Raw genomic sequence first — 25369 nt, 5'->3', positions numbered from 1 at the left:
TGTGGGAAATTTGGCTTTAGAAAGTATGTCTAAAGAAGAAGCGATAGAGGTCACAGCGACCGTTTTGGAGACCCTTCCAAACGCGATGTTCAAGATCGCGGTGGATGATAACCAGCACGAAGTTTTGGCTCACATTTCAGGAAAGATGCGGAAGAATTTTATCCGTATTCTGCCCGGCGATAAGGTTCTGGTCGAACTATCGCCCTATGATCTCAAACGCGGGCGGATCACATACCGCTATAAGTAGGACAGGTGAAAAGAGATGAAAGTACGACCGTCAGTAAAGAAAATGTGCGATAAGTGCAAGGTGATCCATCGAAAGGGCATCGTTCGAGTGATCTGCGAAAACCCGAAGCACAAACAGCGTCAAGGATAATTTTTAGGAGATTTTATGGCTCGTGTAGCAGGAGTTGATTTACCGCCCAACAAGAGGGCACAGATCGGGATGACCTATATCTATGGTATAGGCAAATCGCGTGCGACCGAGGTTCTCGGCCTCGCCGGTATCGATATCAATACGCGTATCAAGGATATCAGCGAAGACGATCTGAACAAGATCCGCACCATTCTCGACACCGAAGGTGACATCGAGGGTGATCTGAGAAAGCGCGTTCAGATGGACATCAAGCGTTTGATGGATATCGGCTGCTACCGCGGCCTGCGTCATCGCCGCAGCCTGCCGGTTCGCGGACAACGCACCAGCACCAACGCACGCACACGAAAAGGACCGAGGAAGGCGGCAGTCGCCAAGAAGAAGGCACCGGGCAAGAAATAGTTGTCAGTTGTCGGTTGTCAGTTGTCAGCGTTATCTGGCGATTGTTCTACCCGACAACCGGCGACCTACAAGTGATAACTGATTATGGCTAAAGCACCAGCAAAGAAGACTTTTAAGAAGAAAGAGAAAAAGAATATCCCGGTTGGGATCGTTCATATTTCGGCGTCGTTCAACAACACGCTGATCTCGATCACGGATGCGAACGGCAACTTGGTGGCTCAGTCGTCATCGGGTGCACGCGGATTCCGCGGTTCGCGTAAGGGAACGCCGTTTGCCGCACAGCAGGCAGCATCAGAGGTCGCACGCAAGGCGGTCGAGGCCGGTATGCGTGAGGTCGAAGTTCGGGTCAAAGGCCCGGGTGGCGGCCGCGAATCGGCGATCCGTGCGATCAATCAGGCAGGCATTCGCGTGACTGCGATCCGCGACACCACACCGATCCCGCACAACGGATGCCGTCCGCCGAAGCGCCGACGCGTTTGATATTTCGAATTTTTGATTTTTGATTTTATCGAAAGGATGAAGGGCCGAGACGGCTCGTAAACTTTTCCGTAAAACTACGGAGGCAGAAAATAAATTATGGCTAGATATAGAGATGCGGTGTGCCGTTTGTGCCGCCGCGAAGGTGCAAAATTATTCCTCAAGGGCGATCGTTGCTACAAGCCCTCATGTGCTATCGAAAAACGCGGCACCAACCCCCCGGGGCAGCACGGTGCAGCCCGCCGCAAGATGCTCGCCGGTTACGGTGAACAGCTACGCGAAAAGCAGAAGGTAAAGCGTATCTACTTCGTCCTCGAAAAGCAGTTTCGCAACTACTTTGAAAAGGCACGTCAGCAGAAAGGCGTTACGGGCGAGATCTTACTCTCGATGCTCGAAAGACGTCTTGATAATGTCGTATACCGATCAGGTTTTTCCACATCGCGCCGACAGGCACGCCAACTGGTAAACCACGGACACATTCACGTCAACGGCCGCAAGGTAGATATTCCTTCGTTCCAGGTGAAGGCCGGCGATACCGTTTCGGTCAAAGACAGAACGCACAAGAACGTTCACGTCGAGGGTGCATGGCAGACTGCGGTCGGCCGAGGCCGTCCGTCGTGGATCAATGCCGGAGCGGTTGATTTTAGCGTTGCGATCTCGGCATTGCCGACGCGGCAGGATATCGACGCGAACATCAACGAGCAGTTGATCGTTGAGCTTTACAGTAAGTAGTTTTTTAACGAGTTGGCTGAAGTAGCCTGGCCCGAAGAGTTTGTTCTTTCTGGGGACGGTCAGGGGACAAAGCCAACTTATGAGACTTTTAAAAGAACAAAAATATGACACAGAGCAATAATTGGACAGATTTCCAAATGCCGAGCCGCCTGAATGTGGAGACCGAGTCGTTAACGGATCGTTACGGCAAGTTCTATGCGTCTCCATTCGAACGCGGATTTGGTACGACGATCGGTAACTCGATCCGTCGTGCACTATTGTCGTCGATCGAAGGTGCGGCTATCACAGCCGTCAAGATCGAAGGCGTCGAACACGAATTCTCATCGATCAAAGGCGTTGTCGAAGATGCGACCGACGTCATTCTAAATCTTAAGCAGGTTCCGTTTACGCTCCACGGTACGGGCCCGAAGACCCTGACGATCACAAAAAAAGGCGCCGGTGAAGTTACAAGTGCCGATATCGAAGCTGATGGTGACGTTGAGGTACTGGATTCGACAATTCATATCGGCACGGTCAGTGCCGGCGGCTCACTTAACATCGAGATGCGTCTCAAATCGGGTCGCGGATATGTTTCGGCCGAGCTGAACAATGACGAGGATCTTTCAGTTGGATATATTCCCATCGATTCGGTCCACACGCCGATCAAAAAGGTCAACTACAACGTCGAACAGACGCGTCAGGGTTCGAACACAGAGTTTGATAAATTGACGATCGAGGTTTGGACGGACGGCAGCGTCGCTCCGGAAGATTCGATCGGCCTCGCGGCGAAATTGGTCAAAGATCACATGACGATCTTTATCAATTTCGAAGAAGAGGAAGAAGAATATAAATATGAGGACATCGCCCGTCCGCCACTTATGCGGAATGATCTGCTCGACAAATCTGTGGATGAAATGGAACTGTCGGTCCGTTCGTATAACTGCCTTAAGAATGCAGACATACGTTCGATCCGCGACCTTATCCGCCGAAGCGAGAAAGATATGCTGGGCACCAAGAATTTCGGCAAAAAATCACTCACTGAGATCAAGGATATGCTTCACGGCATGGGACTCGATTTTGGAATGGATTTTGACGAACAGGGAAATCCGATCCCGGGATCGGGCGGACGCGATCTAGACTAGTTGGGTCGAGGAAGTCTGGAAAGTATAGGAGGCGAAGAACGTTTCCGAACTTCCAAAACTTCCGGGACTTTCAAGACTTAAAGAAATGAGACACTTAAAAGCACATCGTAAATTGGGACGCACGACCGAGCACCGCATGTCGATGCTCAGGAACATGGCGACTTCGCTTATCAATTCGCCGAAAGATCACATCGTGACGACCGTGCCCAAAGCAAAAGAGCTTCGCCCATTCGTGGAAAGGGTCATTACACTGGCACGCAAAGCTCAGGTCCTCGAAGGTGATGACGCCGTGCTTCGCGGAGTTCATCTTCGCCGTCAGGCGGCTGCCTTCTTTCATGCCGGCAATAGCACGTATAAGGCCCAGCAGAGCCGTTTTCGCGGTAAAAAGGGCGAAACGAAAGAGCCGATCGAGAGAACGGCCGGCGTAAAAGCCGTCCAGCGGCTTTTCAATGAACTCGGAGCGCGCTATAAAGACCGTAACGGTGGTTATACGCGTATCATTAAGCTCGGACGCCGCAAAGGTGACAATGCTGAAATGGCCGTCATCGAGTTGGTTGATAACGTTCACGAACTTGCCGCAAAAAACTGATCGTGGCGGAGGCTTTAGATCATGAGTGATAACCCGGCTTCAGCAAAAGCAAAAGACGAAGAACAAGTGAACGAGAAGAAACACGACAAAAAGCACGGTGAAGAGCCCTCGTTCAATATGGACGAACTGCAGGCTTTGGCTGCATTAGTCAATGAGCATGGATTTACGGATTTTGAGTTTGAAAACGAGAATATTCGTGTCCGATTGAGCAAGGCGACAGCTGCCCCCGTTTATCAGGCTGCCCCGGTTACTGCGGCCCATCCGGCCGGTTCCCTTCCTGCAATGGCGGCTGTCCCTATGGAAGCTGTCCCGGCCGTAGATGAAGACGCCGGATTGCACAAGATCACATCTCCGATCGTCGGCACGTTTTATCGCTCGCCGGGCCCGGATAAGGAATCATACGTCAGCGAAGGCAGCAAGGTATCGCCGGGAACGACAGTCTGCATTGTCGAGGCGATGAAACTGATGAATGAGATCCAGGCCGAAGTTTCGGGCGAAGTAGTGAAGATCTACGTCGAAAACGGCCAGCCTGTCGAATTTGGCCAACCGTTGTTCGGTATTAGGAAATAAGATATTTAGCCACGAATTACACGAATACCACGAATTATTAGGAGTCTTCTTATTCGTGACATTTGTGTAATTCGTGGCTAAATCTTTTCTGTTTATGCGTGAGATAAAGAAAATTTTGATCGCCAACCGTGGCGAGATCGCGATCCGGATCATTTGGACGTGCAAGGAAATGGGCATCAAGACCGTTGCCGTCCACTCCGAAGCCGACCGCGACGCTCTACATGTTCGGTATGCAGACGAGGCTCTGTGCATCGGACCGGCATCTTCTGCTGAAAGTTATCTCAATATCCCTGCGATCATTAGCGCAGCTGAGATCACAAATGTAGATGCGATCCATCCGGGTTACGGCTTTTTAGCTGAATCGGAGACGTTCGCAAAGGTTTGTGAGGACTGCAATATCAAATTCATAGGCCCGAGCCCGAAGGTCATTGGACTGATGGGCGATAAGGTTGAAGCCCGGCGGACGATGACAGCAGCAGGTGTCCCTATTTTACCGGGCAGTCCTGAGCCGATCGAATCGACGGCTGAGGCACTTGAGCTCGCAAAGCAGATCGGTTATCCGCTCATCATCAAAGCCGCAGCAGGCGGCGGCGGGCGCGGAATGCGTATCGTTCGCGAAGAAAGCGAATTGCACGGAAGCCTCGAACTCGCTCAGACCGAGGCTCTCAACGCGTTCAAGAACGGTTCCGTGTACATCGAACGATATATAGAACGTCCGCGGCATATCGAGATACAGGTTCTGGCTGACGAGCACGGTAATGTTATTCCATCTCGGCGAACGTGAGTGTACGATCCAGCGCCGACACCAGAAATTGCTTGAGGAAGCACCGTCACCGGTCATTTCCCGCGAGTTGCGAGACAAGATGGGTGCTGTTGCTGTTAAGGCTTGTCAGGAGATCGGTTATTCGAGTGCCGGAACATTTGAGTTCTTACTTGATGAGGACGGTAGTTTCTATTTCATGGAAATGAACACCCGTATCCAAGTAGAACATCCGGTAACAGAGATGGTCACACTTGCCGATATCGTCCGCAATCAGATCATGATCGCAACGGGCGAGAACCTGGACTATCGTCAGGAAGAAGTGCAGATCGCGGGCCACTCTATCGAATGCCGGATCAATGCAGAGGACCCGGTCAAGTTCACTCCGAGCCCGGGCAAGATCACAGCTTTCAACATTCCTGGAGGGCCCGGCGTCCGGGTCGACACCGCCGTTTACCCAGGTTACGTGGTTCCGCCGTATTATGATTCAATGATCGCAAAACTCATTGTCCATGCCCGTACGCGGCCGCTCGCGATCGCACGTATGCAGAGAGCTCTCGATATGATGGTCGTCGAGGGGATCAAGACGACGATTCCGCTTCATCAGAAGATCATGGCGGACCCAAAATTTCAGGCAGGCGAGTTTTCGACCAAGTTTATGGAAGAGTTCAAGTACGAGGTCTAAATTGCCCTTAGTGCCTGGATATGTTAGATTTATAGGAACAATTAGCGATAGTTGTTCAGATCTTAGAAGTTAAAACTTCGTGGTTACCGTTTTTATGAACGGAGTTACTGCGAGCAATAGGAGAGGCTGGTTTAAGCAAGTTAGTATGGCTACAGTTAAAGAATTAAAAGAACAGATAGTTTCAGATTACAAAACTCACGACTCGGACACAGGTTCGTCACAGGTGCAGATCGCGTTGCTAACGCAGCGTATTACCGAATTGACCGAGCATTTTAAGGTTCACAAGAAGGATAACAATTCGCGTCGCGGCTTGCTCATTCTGGTCTCGAAACGTAGAAAACTGCTTGATTATTTAAAGCGCGGTGATATAAACGAATATCACGAGATCATTAAGAAACTCGGCTTGCGCCGTTAAGTTTCGGGTTTAGGGTCATTAGGACTCAAAACTGAATTGAGGCCGCTTCGGGCCGTTAGGAACATAGAGGTCACCAACGAAGAATTTGCCGGCGGCAGCTGAACGTGACAGCAAACTACGCTTTCGGACAAAAGGTGATCATCGTCAAAATCGGTAGATTTCAAAAGACGAAAGGGCTTCACGGCATACCCTTTCGTCTTTTGTTTTTGTGAAGGAAAATAAATGTCAAAAAAATATTTAAATGAATCGATCAAGCTCGGAACACAAGACTTGATCGTTGAGACCGGAAAGGTTGCAAAACAGGCCGATGGTTCGGTCGTGATACGTTATGGCGATACGATGCTGCTCGTTGCGGCAGTGTCTGCCCGAACGGCGCGTGAAGGGATGGATTTTTTCCCACTCACGGTCGAATATCGTGAAAACTCATTCGCCGCAGGCCGTATTCCCGGAAACTATTTCCGCCGCGAGGGCCGTCCGAGCGAAAAGGAGATTTTGACCTGCCGCATGATCGACCGTCCGGTCCGCCCGCTGTTTGCGGACGGTTACCGCTTTGAAACACAGATCGTCGCGTCGGTGATCTCGGCAGACATGGACAATGATCCTGACGTTATCGCGATCACCGGTGCCTCGTGCGCGTTGTATCTTTCGGACATCCCGTTCGAAAATCCGCTCGCAGGTGTCCGCATTGGCCTGATCGAAGGTAAATATGTGATCAATCCGACCTACGATGAACGTCGCGAATCTGAGCTAAATCTGATCGTTGCCGGCACAGAAGAAGCTATCTGTATGGTCGAATGCGAAGCAAACGAAGTCGCCGAGACGATCATGGTCGAGGCATTGATGCTTGCACACCGCGAGATCAAACGGCTCTGCCTGTGGCAGAAAGAACTTGGTAAGGCTCTCAATATTACCAAGCGTCAATTTGTGGTCCCGGCTCTCGACGAACATATCGTTGCTGACGTTGAGAAGACATGGAGTGACAAACTTCGCACCGCTCTCGATTCGACCGGACGCGAAAAGATCGAGGTCTACGCGGGACTCGACGCTCTCAAAAAAGAAGTTGTCGAGAGTTACCCGGAAGACGATCCGGGAGCACGTGCCACTGCTGGTAAAGCTTTTGGCAAGCTCAAGGAAAAGATCTTCCGCGAAGACATGCTCCTGAACAAGCGCCGTCCGGACGGCCGTAAGTTCTCAGAGATCCGCCCGATCACATGCGAGGTCGGCTGGCTCCCTCGGGTTCATGGTTCAGCACTTTTTACTCGAGGCGAAACTCAGGCGATCGTTACAACGACGCTGGGAACCAAGATGGACGGCCAGTTTATGGACGATCTCGAGAAAGGTACGATCGATCGCCGTTTCATGCTGCACTACAACTTCCCGCCTTACTCGGTCGGCGAAACGGGTCGATTTGGATCGACGTCGCGACGTGAGACCGGCCACGGAAACCTTGCGCGCCGAGCGATCCAGTCGGTACTGCCTGATGACGCTGATTTTCCGTACACGATCCGAATCGTCTCGGACATTACCGAGTCGAACGGCTCATCGTCGATGGCTTCGGTCTGCGGCGGCATTCTGAGCCTCATGGATGCAGGCGTGCCGATCAAGAAACCGGTCGCTGGCGTTGCGATGGGACTTGTAATGGAAGGCAATCGTTATGCGATCCTGTCGGACATTGCCGGAGCCGAAGATCATTACGGCGATATGGATTTCAAGGTCACCGGAACGGCAGATGGCATCACTGCTCTCCAAATGGATATCAAGGTCGGGGGCATCAACGCCATGATCTTGCAGGAAGCATTGGAACAGGCACGAAAGGGCCGCCTCCATATTCTGGATGTCATGACCAAGTCGCTTGCAGAGCCACGTGAACAGTTGTCCGAATTTGCTCCTCGTATCATCACCATAATGATCTCGCCGGACAAGATCCGCGACGTTATCGGCAAAGGCGGCAGCGTCATCCGTTCGATCACGGAAGAGACCGGAGCGAAGATCGACATTTCAGACGATGGCACGATCCTCATTGCGACCGCCGATGGCGAAGCTGCTCAGCTCGCGATCGCCCGTATCAAGGCACTCACTGCCGAAGCTGAGATCGGTGAAACATATATGGGTACTGTTTCGCGGATCGTGGATTTTGGAGCATTTGTTGAGATCATGCCGGGCCTCGATGGTTTGCTGCATATTTCCGAGATCTCTGATCAACGTGTTCGCGATGTACGTGATGAACTAAAAGAAGGCCAGCAGATCATGGTCAAATGCATTGGTAAAGAAGGAAACAAGATCAAGCTTTCACGCAAAGCGATCATTGCTGAGGAGAAGGCAAGAGACGCATCGAACGAGGGCTAGGTTCGGTCTCATTCAATTGATCCCCTATTTTTTGGGAAATGGACGCCGGTTACCACTATTAAGTGGTAGCCGGTTTTTATTTATGTGCCGATAAAAATAAATCGGAAAAGTAGCTGAAATTTCTGGAAAAGTGCTTCAATTGAGCATATTTTCCTGTAGAACTGAAAGAAATATTGTTTTTTTGGACTTCGGCGACAAAAAAATTGCAGAAATAGCGTGCATTTGCCAGCACATTCTGCTATATTTTCGAAACTGCCCCAAAAATTCAATTCACAACAGAGTGCCAACGAACTGTGAAAGTGTATTTCTTTCAAGGAGAACTACGTTTAGTCAGCTCAGGGTACAGAAATGAAAAATATCAATTTACGAATTGTAATGTCGGCGGTTTGCCTGGCGTCCATCATGGCAGCCTTTGTAAAGGTGGAGGCCGGCCCGGTCCGTTTCGAGCAGGTCGTCCAGATAATGAACGCGAAACCGGGCAAAGCCGAGACAAGCAGCTTTGCTAGACTTAGCGTTGCAAATTATTACGACGGCATTATTGTCGCGGATGATGATGACGAGAAGGATAAGAAGAAATCTCCGTCTCAGGATGGACGTGTTATCACCGAGACCAGGAGCGACATTGTCGTCGAAGAGGATTGTGATTGCGAACAGCCGACAACCGGCGGATTCCCGAAATGGGCGTTGCTTGGACTTGCGGCGATCCCGATTGCGTTCATCCTGATCAAGCGTAAAAAGGACACGCCGACCCCGACTGCGACGGTCCCGGGACAGACGCCTACTCCGACACCGACGCCGACTCCAAATACGCCTACGCCTACGCCGACGCCAAAAACGCCGACGCCTACGCCTCCGGTAACGCCGACTCCGCCGCAGCCAGTTCCCGAACCGGTCACGATCCTGCTTTTCGGTACGGGCCTCGCCTCGATCGGATTGGCAGCTCGCCGCCGGTTTGGTAAGAAGAAAGATGGCGAAGAGGGCGAAGACGAAGAATAAGTAATTGGAACGAGACACTCCGCTGCCGAACGCAGCGGAGCGTCTATCGTTCGATGATATTGAATTTTAAGGCGAAATGCGATAATTTCGCGATAGGGAAGAGGAAATTAAAATGCGTTTAATGAGACATAACTTTCTATTTGTCCTTGGCCTGATGCTAACGCTCGGTGTTTCGGCTGCGATCGCAGGCGGAAAAGAGAAAAAGGCGAAGATTCCCAAGAAAATGGGAGCCTTGAGTGTTCAGACCACGCCGGTAGCATATCCGGTCAAGGTGGATGGCAAATACCTTGGCATGAGCGGTGTTGGCAGTGGCGTTGACTTCTATCTCGCTCCGGGATTCCACACCGTCGAAGTCACCGGCCCGGGCGGAAAGACCTACACCCGCGAAGTGGAGATCCGCAAGGGCGTTCGAGAATGCATCTGTCTCAAAGGAGTAGAAGAGACGATCACGAAAGATTGTCCGTACAGATTTGTCCTCGACGGTCCGAGGCGCGTCACCGAGGGAGATCCGGTGACCTTTAAGGCGATAAACAAGGGCACTGCTCCTATTCCGCTAAGATATGTGTGGCGTGTAGTGAACGGCCGTATCACGAGCGGTCAGGGTACACCTGTTATCACCGTCGATTCGTCAGGAATGGGCGGCAAAACGATCGAAGCGGAATTAGATGTTAACGACGCAGTTTATGACAGCCGCTGTCGAGAGGTAATATCGGTCCCGACCGATGTTGAACCGATCAAAGAGCCGCCACCGATCTTGAAGATCATGTGCGACCAATTCGATTCGATCTCGAATGATGACGACAAGGCACGCTTAGACAACTGTATGATCATGGCCCAGAATACGCCTGATTCACAGCTGTACGTCGTTATTTATCCCGGCACTGATCGTATGAGCAGAACGCGTAACACATACGAACGAGTGTCGAAACGGTCGCTGGATTATTTGATCAAACGCGGAATGGATCCGTCGCGGATCAAATATGTCAGAGGCAGCAATCGAACCAGAACAGCATATGAGATCTGGATCGTACCTGCCGGTGCCGAGCCGCCGGTCGTGCAATAGCTGGTGGATATTGACTAACTCAACAAAGGACGAGCTTTCGGGCTCGTCCTTTTTTTATTTCTTCTTTGTTGGTTGTTCGTCGTTCGTTGTAAAATCACTACCTTACTTATGTCTGCACCAAACATCGAAACTATCGTCTCGCTTTCAAAACGCCGAGGGTTTGTCTATCCTGCATCCGACATTTACGGCGGGCTCGGCTCGTCCTGGGATTATGGCCCGCTGGGCGTTGAATTAGCGAATAACATCAAGAAAAGCTGGTGGAACTGGATCGTTTACGAACGTGACGATATCGAAGGTGTAGATTCTTCGATCATTCAGAACCGAAATGTTTGGAAATATAGCGGACACGAAGACACTTTCAGCGATCCATTAGTAGATTGCCGCGATTGCAATGCGAGACTCAGGCTCGACAAGTTAGATATCGACCCGGCAGATGACAAGCCGATGTGCTCAAACTGCAATTCTAAGAACCTAACTGATCCGAAAGACTTCAATTTGATGTTTCGAACCACGGTCGGCGCCGCTTCTTCGGACGACGACCCGACCGCTCTTGCGTATCTTCGGCCTGAAACTGCTCAGGGGATCTTTATTAACTTTAAGAATGTACTCGATACTTCGCGACGCAAATTGCCGTTCGGCATCGCGCAGATCGGCAAGGCGTTTCGCAATGAAGTGACGCCCGGGAATTTCATTTTTCGAACCCGCGAATTCGAGCAGATGGAGATCGAGTATTTTTGCCGTCCGGAGGATGCTCCGCGTATTCATCAGGAATGGATCGACGCGTACGGCCAATGGCTGGATTCGCTCGGCATTGCTCGCGAGAACATCGTGCATTACGAACAGACTGAAAAGGAACTTGCTCATTATTCAGATCGAACGGTCGATTTTCTATATCGTTTTTTCCCAGACCGTGAAGATGAGGATAAGCAGTTCGACGAGTTGCTTGGAATCGCCAATCGTACGGATTACGACCTTCGCGTCCATTCGAAAAAGCCCGAGGATGCTGATGGAAAACGCATAAATCCCGATTCGACCGAAGATCTATCGTATTTTGACCCGCAGACGAACGAGCGGTTTTATCCGTATTGTATCGAGCCTTCGATCGGTGTGAATCGGACGTTGCTGGCGGTTTTGATGGACGCGTACACCGAGCGGACGAACGACAAAGGCGAGGTCCGCGTCATTCTAAAACTCAAACCATCACTCGCCCCGATCAAGGTCGCGGTGCTGCCGCTCGCCAAAAATAACGAGGGCATCGTGGCGCTTGCGAAACAGCTAAAACGCGATCTGCAGCCGTCTATGCGCGCTGTTTATGACGACACAGGCGGCATTGGTAAGCTCTATGCGAGACAAGACGAGGTAGGTACACCCTTTTGCGTCACGGTCGATCACGAATCGCTCGAGGACAACGCCGTCACTGTGCGCGACCGCGACACCTGGGAACAAGAACGCGTTGGTATCGATGGGCTCAGGGAGTATTTGCAGACACGGTTGAAATAGTGCGATCGACCAAAGAAATGTAACCGCGAAAATCACTAAAGTGGCGAAAAAAGATAGTATGTTTTTGTTTCGTGCGTTTTGGTGATTTTCGCGGTTACTAGTTTTTATTCAACACTGATGAAGCTCGAAGGAATATTTCAATCAAATTTGCTGCGGTTCGGTATCTCGGTAGCGGCGGTTTTGGCGGCAACTGTTGGGTTGGGAGCCCTCGAGAGCCGGGTTAATTTGATCACGGTTTCGATGTCGCTGCTGCTTGTAGTGTTGGCGTCGGCGACTTTCTTTGGGCGAAATCCTGCCTTGCTGGCATCGTTTGTGGCGATGCTTTGTTTTAATTTCTTCTTTATTCCGCCGGTCGGGACTTGGCATATCGCCGAATCGCAGAACCTGTTTGCGTGGGCGGCATTTACGTTGACGGCGATCATTGCCGGCGAACTTTCGGCATATGCGACGCGTCGGGCCCGCGAGGCTGAGAGGTTATACGAAGAGCTGCAAAAGGCGTTTCAAGATGCCACCGAGGCCGCGGCACTAAAACAAAGCGAACAGCTAAAATCGGCATTGCTTGATGCCGTGACGCATGATCTGCGAACGCCGCTGACATCGATCAAGGCCTCGGTAACGACGCTGCTCGACAGCGAGGGCGGACATCGGACGATCGAACTCAGCAGCGAAGGAAGAGCCGAATTCCTCGATATCATCAACGAAGAGACCGACCGCTTGAATGGCTTTATCGAGAGCATGGTCCAATTGGCGCGCGTCGAGGCCGGGCCGGCCGGAATGCCTGCGTCTCTTTCGAACATCGAAGAGATCATCACTATCGCTCTCGAGCGAGCCGAAAAGATCGCTGCCGATCATAATCTGACAGTCAACCTCCAAAAAGAACTACCGCTAATACGCGTCGATGCCCGGGCGATAGCAGAAGTGGTCTATAATTTGATCGAGAATGCCGCAAAATATTCGCCGACCGATACAACGATCACGATCACTGCGGTGGAGCATGGCAACAGCGTCCTGGTATCGGTCGCGGACGAAGGCATGGGAATTCCGCCAGAAATGCGGGAGAAGGTGTTTGAGAAGTTCGTCCGCCTCGACGGCAGCCATTCAGATGGGCTCGGCCTGGGCCTCGCGATCGCACGCGGAATCGTGGAGGCACAGAATGGACGTATTGAGATCAGTTCGGGCGAGAACGGCGTCGGCACCAAAGTCACGCTGACGCTGCCGATCGGAGACGAATGAGCGAACCCAAAAAAGTATTGGTCGTCGATGACGAATCGCAGATCACGAGGGTCTTGCGGCACAGCCTGACCGCCCATCGATACGATGTTCGAACTGCGGCCGACGGTGTATCTGCACTCGACACTTTTCGCGATTGGCATCCTGATCTGATAATCACGGACCTGCAAATGCCTGAGATGGACGGCATTGAACTTTGCCGCGAGATCAGAAAGAACTCAAAGCTGCCTATAATCGTACTTTCGGTAAAAGGCGAAGAACGGACAAAGGTTGCCGCTTTGGACGCCGGTGCTGATGATTACGTACTGAAGCCATTCGGAATAGATGAACTGCTCGCTCGCGTTCGTGCTGCGCTTCGGAGGACACCGGACACGCCGATCGAAACATTAACAAAGCTTGAGGATGGCGATTTTTCGATCGACCCTTCGACGCGCGAGGTCTTGGTGAACGGCGAGTCAGTGCATCTTACGCCAAAGGAATTTGATCTGTTGGTATTCCTGTTTCAGAACCGGAATAAGGTAATAACGCATCGTGCGATCTTATCAGCGATCTGGGGCGGTAATTTTACGGAACAGACCGAGTATCTCAGAGTATTCGTCGGACAGCTTCGCAAAAAGGTGGAAAAAGACCCATCTCAGCCTCGATATTTGCGGACCGAGCCGTGGGTCGGGTATCGATTCGATCCTTTCGGTTAGCCTCCGACGTGCACGCTCGGCCTCAGTTCGGGGTCGGGCTCGGCGACCCGCAATATCTCGCGCGTGACGGGAGCCGTGTCGCCTTCGCCGAATAGGATATAACGGATCATATACTTGATCGGATTTCCCTCGCTCCAGCCAAAATAGACGTGAGGCGTTTTGGCAGTCATGTCTCTCAATTTCAATAGCAACGCCGCGATGGCATTCGGGACCGCGGGAGCATGCGTTCTTAAAATACGATAGCCGTCCACATCAACGCCGCTAATGTAGAGCTTGCCCGTAAATTCAGACGCGTCCCCGATCTCGATCTCGTAGAAGAGGATCGGGTCGCTAGCCGGAATGTGGTTGTCGACGCGTTTTTCGTGCTCTTTGAAGCGGTATTCGGTAATGTCGCCGGTCTCGCGGCGGTTGGTTACAATACGGATCTCTTCGCCCTCGAGATCGTTGATGAACTGCAGTGCGGTGCTGTCAAACTCGATCTTTTGGACCCGCAGTTCAGTGGTTCGCATTGCCCTCGAAACAAACGATGCGACGACTATCGCCAAGATGAATAACGACGCGATCTTGATGCCGTCAGGGCGTTCGACTATGTTGGTGATGGTCGTGTAGCTGAAAACAAGTGGAATGAAAAGATAGATCCGCCTAATGCCCTGTTTTCGGACCCAAGCCGAGATCGTTACAGCTATCGCCGCAGATGTCATCAGAACCAAGACGCCTGTTGCATATGCTCCGCCCTGAGCCTCGACATTTGCTTCGAAAATGAACGTGATCGCGAAACAGATCAGCGTAAATATGATAACCAGCGGCCGCGAAGCCCGTGCCCAGTTTGGAGCCATGCCGTATCTCGGCAAATATCTCGGAACAATATTGAGCAGACCAGCCATCGCCGAGGCACCGGCAAACCACAAGATCAAGATGGTGCTGATGTCATATGCGGTGCCAAAGATCTCGCCGAGATATTCGTGAGCGAGAAATGCCAGAGCACGTCCAGATGCCTTGCCGCCGTGTTCAAACTCCTTCGCAGGGATCAGAACGCTAGTGATAAAACTGCTGCATATGAGAAAAAAGCTCATGATCAATGCCGAGGTTCTGAGGAGCTTTTTCGTTTTTTCGATGCGATGCGGATTTTCGATCAGCGGCATCACGGCGACGCCGGTCTCAAATCCGGACAGGCCGAGAGCTAATTTGGGAAATACAAGCAAGGACAGCCCGATGATCATCAAAATACTTTGCGGCGTTCCGGTATTGGTCGTAAACACCGCATTTTTCCAATTCGCGAGGAGCGAAGGATCAATGACGATGTGGTAAATACCGGTCGCGATCACCACGAGATTCAAAAGTAGATACGCGATTACCAGAAATACGGCGATGCCGATCGCTTCCTTGAATCCCTTCAAAAAGACGGCGGCAAGGATCGCGATCATCAACAACGTAACAAGTATCGGATGATCAAGTCCCGGGATATTAGCTTCGACAAACGGATTGTGAATGACGTGCTCAGACGCATCCGCGGCGGATAGTGTAATGGTTATGACAAAGTCGGTAGCGACGAAGCCTAGCAGAGCGAGGACGAAGAGCTTGCTCTTCCAACGCGACAGCAATGATTCGAGCATCGAGATCGAACCCTGGCCGCGTGGGCTCTCGGCCGCGACGCGATTATAGATCGGCAATGCACCAAACAATGTGAGCATCACCAGTATCAATGTTGCGATCGGCGACAGCACACCTGCGGCGGCAAACGCAATGCCCGGCTGGTAGCCCAAGGTCGAAAAATAATCGACGCCGGTCAGACACATCACCTGCCACCAGGCGTGTTTCGGGTGATGGGCCTTTGCCGTAAACGCGGCATCAGGCTGACGGGCACCGTGCATTAACCAATCTCTCAATCCACCCTTTGAACTGCCGTTAATTGAACTCATAGAACGTAATTAAGGCACGGCCATCCGACATGACCGCGCCCCGTTGTCCAGCCGCTTAATAAGCTCACCCGAACAGCTTTACCTTATCGCCGTAGGCATAAAGATTCCATAAAGAAAGCATAAAGATTCCGTAAAGAATCAGCCCGGTGGGAGCAACTATCGGCGGAAAAATCTTTACGAACTTTTTATGCAAGACTTACTCAATTCTTACCAGATGCCGGCTAATCTCAGAATTGTCAGGCTCATTAGGACTTGACGGAGGTTTTTATGAACACCAATACCAAAATCGAAACTGCTCGGATCGAGAATCCTATTGTAAAGGGAGATAGCGCAACACGTCGAATAAGGCGAACGATCTTGAGCCCACTATTGTGTTCGGTGTTGGCGACGCTTGGCATATTTGGAGGAATCTCGGCATTATTCAGCGGCCTCATTTGCGTGATCCTCCATGCTCTCGTAAACGGCGACACAGCGTTCGATAGTGTCGGCACCATATTGCTGATTTCGGCGATCCCGATGATCCTCGTTGGTTCGATATTTTTAGACGAGATCGAGAAAAGAAAATGAACAGGTTAATTATTTTTAAGGCGATCCTTTTTGGGTCAGCAGTTTTTATCAGCGCTCAACAGACGATATTTAATGTTCCGACGACCGATGTTCTCGACCGCGGCAAGGTTTATATGGAGATCGATGCGGCCTTCAAATTGGATAGGACCGATGAGTTCGGACGGTTTTCGAGCTTTGTGCCGAGGATCGTCGTCGGTGTCGGCGGCAATGTCGAGGTTGGGTTGAACGTGACGGGAAATGTACAGCCGGGAGCCGATTCGACAACGCTCGTGCCGACCGTCAAATGGAAATTTTACGAGAGCAAAACGAAGGACACGGCGTTGATCGCCGGGACCAATTTCTATATTCCGGTTCGAAACCGGAGCTACAACGTGGGAGCCTACACATATCTTGCGGTAAGTAGAACGATCAATAAGACACGTCTGACGGCGGGTGGCTATGTGGCGAGCAAGAATCTGTTTGCGTCGAAGGCCGTTCGGGCCGGCGGGCACTTTGGGGTCGAACAGACGATCAATAGTAAGGTCACGCTCGCTGCGGATTGGATAACGGGACGGCATTCGGCGGGGTATCTAACTCCGGGCGTGATCTACAAGCCGCACCCGAAGGTGACGGCGTATTTTTCGTATTCGATCGGGAACGACCGTGCGGTGGAGGGAAACAATTTCTTTCTGTTTGAGCTTGGGTACAACTTTAATTGAGAGGTGGTCGACATGGTTGATCTGATATTTGTGGCGGGAATCGTTGGTTTCTTTTTGATAGCACTCGGTTATGTCGCGGCTTGCGGATGGCTGCGAAAGGGAGCGAAAAGCGAATGAGCTGGGAATCAATACTTGCGGCCGCGTGTGCGGTCATTCTGATGATCTATTTGGTTTACGCGCTCCTGCGCCCTGAGAAATTTTAACGGCCATGACACTCAACGGAATATTACAAATTTTGGCTTTTATCGCAGTCATCGCTCTGCTGGCCAAGCCGATGGGCTTGTTGCTGGTGCGCGTCTTTGACGGCGGGAAGACGTTTCTCGATGTTTTGCTAAAGCCCGTAGAGCGGTTTATCTATTGGATAACACGCGTCGATCCGACAAGCGAGATGAACTGGAAACAATACGGCGTCGCGATGCTTTTGTTCAGTCTCGTCTCGTCCCTTGCCCTCTACGCCTTGCAGCGGTTTCAGTTCTTTTTGCCGCTCAATCCGCAGGAGTTCGCGGGCCCGTCGGAGCATTCATCGTTCAACACTGCCGTTTCGTTTATAACGAATACAAATTGGCAGGGTTATGGCGGCGAGGCGACGATGAGCTATTTGACACAGATGGCGGGCCTCGCGGTGCAGAATTTTATGTCGGCAGCGGTCGGTATGGCGCTGGCGGCAGTCTTTATTCGCGGAATTGCGCGATTTGAAACGGACAAACTCGGCAACTTTTGGGTCGATCTGACGCGGGGAACGCTGTACGTTTTGTTGCCGCTGTCGTTTATCGCAGCCGTTTTCTTTGTTTCGCAAGGCGTCGTTCAGAATTTCAAACCCTACGATACGGCCAAGCTCAACGATGTTCGGACCATACAGGTCGATAAAAAGGACGCTGACGGAGCCGTCGTAAAGGACGAAAACGACGAGAATGTCCAGGAAGATGTGGTCGTCGATACGCAAACGATCGCCCAAGGGCCGTTAGCGTCGCAGCTTGCGATAAAGATGCTCGGGACCAACGGCGGTGGATTCTTTAATGCCAACTCGGCTCATCCATACGAAAACCCGACGCCGCTCTCGAATTTCATACAGATGCTGCTCATCTTTCTGATCCCGGCGGGCTTTACCTACGCACTTGGCCGAATGGTCAGATCGCAGGGACACGGCTGGGCTGTGTTTGGTTCTATGGCGATCCTGTTTGTCGCCGGTTTAAGCACCTTGTATTGGGCCGAGTCGCAGGGAAATCCGCTTTATCCGACGACCGTCGATCAGCAAGTTGTTGGCGGCAATTTTGAAGGAAAGGAAGTACGGTTTGGCGTGGCAAATTCGGCGTTGTTTGCGACCGTTACGACCGACGCTTCGTGCGGCGCGGTAAATTCAATGCACGATAGCTTTACGCCGATCGGCGGGCTTGTGCCGATGGTGAACATTATGCTCGGAGAGGTGATTTTCGGCGGTGTTGGAGCGGGAATGTACGGCATTTTGGTGATGATCATTCTCACAGTATTCATTGCCGGACTCATGGTTGGGCGAACGCCGGAATATCTCGGCAAAAAGATCGAGGCTTACGACATTCAAATGGGAATGCTGTATATCCTGATCTTTCCGTTGATCATTCTCGGCTTGGCTGCGATCTCGTCGGCAGCGACGGAATTTGGGCTGACCTCACTCAATAACAAAGGTGCCCACGGGCTGTCCGAGATCATTTACGCATTTACTTCGGGCACGGGCAATAACGGCTCGGCATTCGCCGGACTCAATGCAAATACGCTCTGGTACAACTCGACGCTTGGTGTCGCAATGTTGGTCGGGAGATTTTTTATGATCATTCCGTTGCTCGCGATCGCAGGCAATTTGGCGGGCAAGAAGCAAATTCCGCCGACTTTGGGAACGTTTCCCGTCAACACCGTACTTTTTAGCGTATTGCTTGTGAGCATTGTGATAATTGTCGGTGCTCTAACTTTCTTTCCGGCACTGAGTTTGTCGCCAATTCTTGAGCATTTCCAGATGGTAAACGGGAAAACTTTTTAGGCAAGGTGATTAACTGCGAAACAGGCGAAAAAAACGAAATATTCTGAGAATCTGGCTCCTTATTTTAGCAAATTTCGCCTTTTTCGCGGTTGATAAGGATTTTATGAAAAACGCAATTTCTATTTGGGACAAAAATATTATTCGACAGGCGAGCGTGGGGGCTTTTACAAAGCTCGATCCGCGCAAGATGCTGAAGAATCCGGTGATGTTTGTCGTGGAGGCCGGGGCGACGTTTCTGACGGTACGGATGATCGCGAACTTAGTGACGCCGGCGGCGGAGAGTTCGTTGGGTTTTGAGCTTCAGATCACGCTTTGGTTGTGGTTTACCGTGTTGTTCGCGAATTTTGCCGAGGCGATGGCCGAGGGCCGGGGCAAGGCGCAGGCTGATACGCTTCGCAAATCACGGACCGAAACGACAGCGACCTTGATCGACGCGGACGGCACACAGCGTTCGGTCCCGGCACCTGATCTGAGAAAAGGCGACATCGTATATGTTGTTGCGGGCGAATTTATACCGGGAGATGGCGAGATCGTCGAGGGTGTGGCGTCGGTTGATGAATCGGCGATCACGGGCGAATCGGCACCTGTCATTCGCGAGTGGGGCGGCGACCGTTCGGCCGTCACGGGCGGAACTCGTGTACTTTCGGACTGGATCAAGGTAAAGATCACATCAAATCCGGGCGAGACGTTCATCGACCGGATGATCTCGCTTGTCGAAGGTGCCTCGCGGCAAAAGACGCCGAACGAGATCGCTCTGAATATTCTGCTTGCGGGACTGACTATCGTGTTTTTGCTCGCAGTTGTGACGCTGCAGCCGTTTGCTATCTATTCGAACGCACCGCAGACAATATTTGTTTTGATCTCACTGCTTGTTTGTCTTATTCCGACGACGATTGGCGGATTGCTCTCCGCCATCGGTATTGCTGGAATGGATCGGCTCATTCAACACAACGTGCTCGCAATGTCGGGCCGTGCGGTCGAGGCGGCGGGTGATGTGAATACACTACTGCTCGACAAAACCGGAACGATCACGCTTGGCAACCGCCAGGCGAGCGAGTTTATTCCGCTGAAAGGCGTCAATGCCGAAGAGTTTGCCGATGCGGCCCAACTCTCGTCGCTTGCAGACGAGACGCCTGAAGGGCGTTCGATCATTGTTTATGCAAAGGAGAAATATGGCCTTCGTGGACGTGAGATAAAGGAACTAGGCGGCGGACAGGCCGAATTTATTGCGTTTACAGCACAAACACGAATGTCGGGTGTTAATTTCGACGGACGGCAGATCCGAAAGGGTGCTGTCGATGCGATCGAGAAATACGTCGCGAGCGGCGGGCAGCAGTCGCCGGCGGAACTTCGCGAGGTTGTCGAACGAATCGCACGTGCGGGCGGAACGCCACTCGTCGTTGCCGATAATCACAAGCCGCTTGGCGTTATTTATCTTAAGGATATTGTAAAAGGCGGCATGCGTGAGCGGTTTAATCAGCTTCGTCAGATGGGCATCAAGACGGTGATGATAACGGGCGACAATCCGCTCACGGCAGCGTCGATCGCCGAAGAAGCGGGCGTCGACGATTTTCTCGCCGAGGCAACGCCTGAGGACAAAATGGCTTTGATCAAGCGCGAACAGGCCGATGGAAAGCTCGTCGCGATGACAGGTGACGGTACCAACGACGCTCCGGCACTCGCCCAGGCGGATGTCGGCGTGGCGATGAATACCGGAACGCAGGCTGCAAAAGAGGCAGGGAATATGGTCGATCTAGATAGCGATCCAACGAAACTGATCGAGGTAGTCGAGATCGGCAAACAATTACTGATGACACGCGGAGCATTGACGACGTTTTCGATCGCGAATGACGTTGCTAAGTACTTCGCGATCATTCCGGCGATGTTCGCGGCGACGTTTCCGGTACTAAATGCATTGAATATCATGGGCCTCAAGACGCCTCAATCGGCAATCCTCTCGGCCGTCATTTTTAATGCGTTGGTAATCGTAGTATTGATACCGCTGGCTCTGAAAGGCGTCAAGTATCGCCCGATGTCGGCCTCGAAATTGCTTCAGCGAAATCTGTTGATCTATGGACTTGGCGGCATCATCGCTCCATTCGTTGGCATTAAATTGATCGACGTTGTTATCACGGCGATTGGATTAGCATAACGAGTGGAGAGTCGAGAGCAAGAAAACATGCCCACTCATGACTCTCGACTCATGACTCTCGACTAAATTTATGAAAGACCTTATAACTTCAGTATTGATGATCGTTGTTTTTACCGTTGCGCTCGGCCTACTATATCCGTTGGCAGTGTGGGGTGTCGGGCAAGCGTTGTTTCCGCATCAAGCGAATGGTTCGCTTATCGTGAAAGACGGCAAGGTCGTCGGCTCAGAATTGATAGGGCAGACGTTTACTTCGGCTCGCTATTTTCATTCTCGTCCATCGGCGGCTGGTAACGGCTACGATGCCGGAGCCTCGGGTGGTTCTAACCTTGGTCCGACCAGTAAAAAACTGATCGACCGGATCGCGTCCGACACAGAAGCTTTGCAGAAGGAGGATCCCGGTACGAAGATTCCGGCCGACCTTGTGACGACAAGTGCCTCGGGCCTCGATCCGCATATTTCACCGGCGGCGGCAGCGTTTCAGATTGCGCGGGTGGCTAAGGAACGCGGAATGGCTTGGTCTCAGGTTCGCGATCTGGTCAAGAAGTTCACTCAGGATCGGGATTTTGGGTTCTTTGGCGAGCCCCGTGTTAATGTTCTTCTGTTAAATTTAGAGTTGGATGTAGTCACTAATGGTCAAAAGTGAAAAGGTGAAATAATGAAAAAGTTAAGGAGTTAGTCGAGGAATCAACCATCGCTTTTCCACTTTTTACTTTCGAGTATGTTTGTCGATACCGAAATAACCGAAATGCCGAACCGCGACGGCCGGCCGTCTCCGGAATCGCTGCTCGAAATGCTGCACGAGAATGAGCGAGCGAAGCTGCGTGTTTATATCGGTGCGGCGGCGGGAGTCGGCAAGACGTATCGGATGCTCGAAGACGCACATCAGTTGAAAGAGCAGGGAATCGACGTTGTAGTTGCGGTCGTGGAGACACATGGCCGGGTTGAGACTGAAGAGCAGATCAAAGATCTTGAGATCATTCCGCCGAAAAAGATCGAATATCGCGGCAACGTGTTTGATGAAATGGACCTCGACACGGTAATTGCTCGAAAACCTGCCGTGGCAATAGTTGACGAGCTGGCACACACCAACATCGAAGGTTCCAAAAATGAAAAGCGGTATCAGGATGTTAAAGATTTGCTCGAAAATGGCATTTCGGTCATCACAGCGGTCAATATCCAGCATATTGAATCGCTGAATGACGTTGTTACAACGACCACGGGCGTTCAGGTGCGAGAGACGGTGCCGGACTGTTTCTTTAAGAACGCAGATGAGGTGATCGACGTCGATATCTCAATAGACACATTGCGGACGCGGTTGAGGCAGGGAAAGATCTACTCGGTCGAAAAGATCGAACAGGCTCTCAATAATTTTTTTAGAAAGGGAAACCTTGCGACATTGCGCGAGTTGGCTCTCCGCCACGTCGCCCAGCAGCAATCGATTCAAGACACCGAATACCGCGAGCGGGAAGGCCTCGAACACGCCGTAATTCCAGAAAAGGTAATGGTGTGTATGGCTTCCAGAGGAAGTGCGAAAAAGATCTTGCGAACGGGGGCACGGATCGCCGGACGGCTTGCGACGGAAGATTGGGTGGCTGTTTATGTCGAGACGCCGGACGAGGAACCGGGCAGAATCACTCCGGAATCCTACGGGGCACTGCAGGAAAATATCAAATTCGCCAAAACTCTCGGTGCTAAGGTGGTCTGCCTAAAGGCTCGTAATGTCGCCGACGCTCTGCTTGGGTACGCCCGCCACAATGGAATCACGCATGTTATTTTCGGTCAATCTGCACGCACACGCTGGGATATATTTTGGCGAGGTTCGGTCATTAACCGGTTTCTGGCTGAGGTACGTGATGCCACAGTACATGTAATACCTATTAACAGACGCGACGAGGAGTGATCGATCAACTTTGGATTCGCAATCTGTTCTATTGCACAATGGATTTTCTTGCCGATGAGCGAAATACCAGAAAAAGTAGCGAAATTAGCTGAATCGGTCAGGTCGAATGGCGGCAGGGCGATGCTTGTCGGCGGATGTGTGCGCGACGAGATAATGGGGATCGGCCATAAGGATTGGGATGTTGAGGTTTATGGCGTTAAGCCGGCGAAATTGCGGGAAATACTTGATTCGATCGGTGAGGCGAATGTAGTTGGCGAAGCGTTTGCGGTTTATAAGATCGGTGACGATCTGGACGTTTCGATACCGCGGCGTGAGCGTAAAGTGTCGAGCGGGCATCGAGGATTTGTCGTCGAGGGCGATCCGGAGATGTCGTTCGAGGAGGCCTGTTCGCGGCGCGATTTTACCGTTAATTCGATCCTCAAGGATATTTTGACTGGCGAGATCGTCGATCCGTTTGACGGTCAAGGCGATATCGGGCGTAAAGTACTGCGGATGGTTTCGCGGGAGACTTTTGCCGAGGACAGTTTGCGCGTAATGCGAGCCTGCCAGTTTGCTGCGAGGTTCGAGTTTGATATCGAACCCGAAACCGTTGAGGTCTGCAAGCAGATCAAAGTTACCGATCTGCCGAAGGAACGTATCTGGGGCGAATTTGAAAAGCTGTTGCTAAAGCCGCGTCGACCGTCGATCGGTTTGAAATGGCTGTACGTTCTCGGTGTCGTCGATCAGATATTTCCGGAAATGGCGTCGCTTGTTGGAGTTCCGCAGGAACCGGAATGGCATCCCGAAGGCGATGTAGATGTCCATACTCTGATGGTGGTCGACGAGGCCCGCAAACTTGTAAATGAGCTTGATTATCCGCGGCAAGTTGCTGTCATGCTGGGAGCGTTGGCGCACGATTTCGGTAAGCCTCCGACTACGGAGTTTGCTGACGGACGCATTCGTTCCCGCGGGCACGATGAGGCGGGTGTTGGGCCGACGGCCACGTTTCTTGATACGCTCGGTGTCTTTACGCTGAACGGTTTTGACGTGCGAAAGCAGGTCGTCGAGCTCGTTCGATATCACCTAAAACCGGGCGAATATTACAAATCAAAATCGCCCGTTGGCGACGGAGCATTTCGGCGTTTGGCGCGAAAGGTCGAACCTGATCTGCTCTATCGCGTCGCTAAGGCTGACAGCCTGGGACGCAATCCCGACTGGCTGCCAGAAGAGAAATGGTTTGATTCAAAGGCTCAGGAATGGTTTATCGAAAAGGTCCGCGATCTCGCGATAGAAAAAAAGGCGCCCGACCCCATCTTACTGGGCCGACACCTTATCGAATTGGGTGAGGATCCAGGGCCGCGGTTCCGGCCGATCCTCGACGCAGTTTACGAAATGCAGCTTGATGGAAAGGTCACCGATCTCGCCGAAGCTATTGCCGAAGCCAAAAAGCTAATCGCGTGATGCGAGTTCGATGCCGACCGGGCAAATCGCGGGCTTGCGATATTCCCACATTGCAAAACCGTCTTCTTCGAAATTGAGTCGCGTCGGCTCGGCCGTGAGTGGAACGATTTGGATGACGAAGCTGAGAAAATCGGCGTCCTCCCAGCCCTCTTTTATCCATTCGCGAGGTGTTTCGCCCGGCCGCGTGCGATTGAAATAGTCGATTGGCTTTTCGAACGGTATTTCAGGGTCACGGCCGAATGTCTCCCGGAAAAACCCCTTGTTCTCAAGCCTCATCCAGCCTCCGGCGAGATCGCCCGGTGGATAGGAGTATATCGAAACTGCATATTCGCAGGGCGTAACATCGACAAAGGTACCGAGGTCATATTCGCCGCCGTCCTCGGCAACGGGAAATTCTTCCATTGTCTCTTCGAGGTCTTCGTCACAGACACCGGAAACGACCATCTGACCGGAGTCGAGTTTTAGTTTCCATGATATACGTGAGGTCCACTCGGCAGATTCCTGTTCGGTGAGGTCGCCAAAAACGATGCGGACGTTATAGCCGTCGTCCTGATACAGCGACGCGGCAATCACCGCTCCGTTCTCTGTCAGTGTTTGCAGTCCTTTAACACCGCCGAAAAATTCGTGAAATTCACCTACGGGATGTCCTCCAAAATTCTTGTCGGCGACATATATCAGAGAGCCGGCTTCGTGGATCAGAAAGTCGATCGTCTTTCTTGTCATAAGGT

The 25369-nt window shown here is 51.8% G+C and carries 25 protein-coding genes and 1 pseudogene; 24 read left to right on the top strand and 2 right to left on the bottom strand.

Features of this window, described 5'->3' with window-relative positions; translation table 11 throughout:
- Positions 1 to 25 precede the first annotated feature (25 nt).
- The 16 genes and pseudogenes from infA (at position 26) to IPK01_15060 (ending at position 13954) form a co-directional block, all read left to right on the top strand.
- The gene (infA, locus tag IPK01_15135) at positions 26 to 247 is read left to right on the top strand and encodes a translation initiation factor IF-1 (protein ID MBK7934770.1); all 222 of its coding nucleotides are present in this window, start codon (positions 26 to 28) and stop codon (positions 245 to 247) included.
- 15 nt (positions 248 to 262) lie between these two features.
- Positions 263 to 376, top strand: coding sequence for a 50S ribosomal protein L36 (gene rpmJ / locus IPK01_15130; GenBank protein MBK7934769.1), 114 nt, complete (start codon positions 263 to 265; stop codon positions 374 to 376).
- A 15-nt stretch (positions 377 to 391) separates the two neighbouring features.
- Positions 392 to 775, top strand: coding sequence for a 30S ribosomal protein S13 (gene rpsM / locus IPK01_15125; protein ID MBK7934768.1), 384 nt, complete (start codon positions 392 to 394; stop codon positions 773 to 775).
- Positions 776 to 859: 84 nt separating this feature from the next.
- Positions 860 to 1255: a 30S ribosomal protein S11 gene (gene rpsK, locus IPK01_15120; protein ID MBK7934767.1), complete on the top strand. Its 396-nt coding sequence runs from the start codon at positions 860 to 862 to the stop codon at positions 1253 to 1255.
- 96 nt (positions 1256 to 1351) lie between these two features.
- Positions 1352 to 1984, top strand: coding sequence for a 30S ribosomal protein S4 (gene rpsD / locus IPK01_15115; protein MBK7934766.1), 633 nt, complete (start codon positions 1352 to 1354; stop codon positions 1982 to 1984).
- 104 nt (positions 1985 to 2088) lie between these two features.
- Positions 2089 to 3105: a DNA-directed RNA polymerase subunit alpha gene (locus IPK01_15110; GenBank protein ID MBK7934765.1), complete on the top strand. Its 1017-nt coding sequence runs from the start codon at positions 2089 to 2091 to the stop codon at positions 3103 to 3105.
- An 85-nt stretch (positions 3106 to 3190) separates the two neighbouring features.
- On the top strand, positions 3191 to 3694 hold the full coding sequence (gene rplQ, locus IPK01_15105; GenBank protein ID MBK7934764.1) for a 50S ribosomal protein L17: 504 nt from the start codon (positions 3191 to 3193) through the stop codon (positions 3692 to 3694).
- A 117-nt stretch (positions 3695 to 3811) separates the two neighbouring features.
- Positions 3812 to 4264, top strand: coding sequence for an acetyl-CoA carboxylase biotin carboxyl carrier protein (gene accB, locus IPK01_15100; protein MBK7934763.1), 453 nt, complete (start codon positions 3812 to 3814; stop codon positions 4262 to 4264).
- Between the two features lie 94 nt (positions 4265 to 4358).
- Positions 4359 to 5709 (top strand): annotated as a pseudogene (gene accC / locus IPK01_15095) (acetyl-CoA carboxylase biotin carboxylase subunit).
- Between the two features lie 145 nt (positions 5710 to 5854).
- Entirely contained in the window at positions 5855 to 6124 is a 270-nt protein-coding gene (gene rpsO / locus IPK01_15090) for a 30S ribosomal protein S15 (GenBank protein MBK7934762.1), read from the top strand.
- A 222-nt stretch (positions 6125 to 6346) separates the two neighbouring features.
- On the top strand, positions 6347 to 8470 hold the full coding sequence (gene pnp, locus IPK01_15085) for a polyribonucleotide nucleotidyltransferase (GenBank protein MBK7934761.1): 2124 nt from the start codon (positions 6347 to 6349) through the stop codon (positions 8468 to 8470).
- A 348-nt stretch (positions 8471 to 8818) separates the two neighbouring features.
- Complete coding sequence (locus tag IPK01_15080; GenBank protein ID MBK7934760.1) at positions 8819 to 9466, top strand: PEP-CTERM sorting domain-containing protein; 648 nt, start codon at positions 8819 to 8821, stop codon at positions 9464 to 9466.
- Between the two features lie 112 nt (positions 9467 to 9578).
- Complete coding sequence (locus IPK01_15075) at positions 9579 to 10529, top strand: PEGA domain-containing protein (GenBank protein MBK7934759.1); 951 nt, start codon at positions 9579 to 9581, stop codon at positions 10527 to 10529.
- A 108-nt stretch (positions 10530 to 10637) separates the two neighbouring features.
- Entirely contained in the window at positions 10638 to 12029 is a 1392-nt protein-coding gene (locus IPK01_15070; protein MBK7934758.1) for a glycine--tRNA ligase, read from the top strand.
- A gap of 117 nt (positions 12030 to 12146) precedes the next feature.
- Entirely contained in the window at positions 12147 to 13262 is a 1116-nt protein-coding gene (locus IPK01_15065; protein ID MBK7934757.1) for a DUF4118 domain-containing protein, read from the top strand.
- Positions 13259 to 13954 (top strand): response regulator transcription factor, encoded by a 696-nt coding sequence (locus IPK01_15060; GenBank protein ID MBK7934756.1) that lies wholly within the window; start codon positions 13259 to 13261, stop codon positions 13952 to 13954. The genes IPK01_15065 and IPK01_15060 overlap by 4 nt, the downstream gene beginning before the upstream one ends.
- Here IPK01_15060 and IPK01_15055 read toward each other — a convergent pair.
- Positions 13951 to 15873, bottom strand: coding sequence for an amino acid transporter (locus tag IPK01_15055; protein MBK7934755.1), 1923 nt, complete (start codon positions 15871 to 15873; stop codon positions 13951 to 13953). The two genes, IPK01_15060 and IPK01_15055, sit on opposite strands and share 4 nt — an antisense overlap.
- Positions 15874 to 16140: 267 nt before the next feature.
- Here IPK01_15055 and IPK01_15050 point away from each other — a divergent pair, with 267 nt between their 5' ends.
- From IPK01_15050 to IPK01_15015, 8 genes are all read left to right on the top strand, one after another.
- A complete protein-coding gene (locus IPK01_15050) occupies positions 16141 to 16440 on the top strand; it encodes a hypothetical protein (protein MBK7934754.1) in 300 nt (99 codons plus the stop codon).
- Entirely contained in the window at positions 16437 to 17138 is a 702-nt protein-coding gene (locus IPK01_15045; GenBank protein ID MBK7934753.1) for a hypothetical protein, read from the top strand. Before IPK01_15050 ends, IPK01_15045 begins: the two co-directional genes overlap by 4 nt.
- 113 nt (positions 17139 to 17251) lie before the next feature.
- Complete coding sequence (kdpF, locus tag IPK01_15040; protein MBK7934752.1) at positions 17252 to 17341, top strand: K(+)-transporting ATPase subunit F; 90 nt, start codon at positions 17252 to 17254, stop codon at positions 17339 to 17341.
- A 5-nt stretch (positions 17342 to 17346) separates the two neighbouring features.
- Positions 17347 to 19149 carry a potassium-transporting ATPase subunit KdpA gene (kdpA, locus tag IPK01_15035; GenBank protein MBK7934751.1) on the top strand — a complete coding sequence of 601 codons (1803 nt, stop codon included), beginning with the start codon at positions 17347 to 17349 and terminating at the stop codon, positions 19147 to 19149.
- A 103-nt stretch (positions 19150 to 19252) separates the two neighbouring features.
- On the top strand, positions 19253 to 21301 hold the full coding sequence (kdpB, locus tag IPK01_15030; GenBank protein ID MBK7934750.1) for a potassium-transporting ATPase subunit KdpB: 2049 nt from the start codon (positions 19253 to 19255) through the stop codon (positions 21299 to 21301).
- 70 nt (positions 21302 to 21371) lie between these two features.
- Positions 21372 to 21944, top strand: coding sequence for a potassium-transporting ATPase subunit KdpC (kdpC, locus tag IPK01_15025; GenBank protein ID MBK7934749.1), 573 nt, complete (start codon positions 21372 to 21374; stop codon positions 21942 to 21944).
- 147 nt (positions 21945 to 22091) lie between these two features.
- On the top strand, positions 22092 to 23201 hold the full coding sequence (locus IPK01_15020) for a histidine kinase (protein MBK7934748.1): 1110 nt from the start codon (positions 22092 to 22094) through the stop codon (positions 23199 to 23201).
- 54 nt (positions 23202 to 23255) lie between these two features.
- Positions 23256 to 24641, top strand: a complete 1386-nt coding sequence (locus tag IPK01_15015) for an HD domain-containing protein (GenBank protein MBK7934747.1) — start codon at positions 23256 to 23258, stop codon at positions 24639 to 24641.
- Here the strand turns inward: IPK01_15015 and IPK01_15010 are convergent.
- Entirely contained in the window at positions 24630 to 25364 is a 735-nt protein-coding gene (locus IPK01_15010; GenBank protein MBK7934746.1) for a hypothetical protein, read from the bottom strand. The genes IPK01_15015 and IPK01_15010 overlap by 12 nt on opposite strands.
- Positions 25365 to 25369 lie beyond the last annotated feature (5 nt).

Source organism: Acidobacteriota bacterium, from assembly GCA_016713675.1.
Classification (GTDB): domain Bacteria; phylum Acidobacteriota; class Blastocatellia; order Pyrinomonadales; family Pyrinomonadaceae; genus OLB17.
Note: the sequence above shows the minus strand (reverse complement) of the source record. Positions and strands in the feature narration are given on the sequence as shown.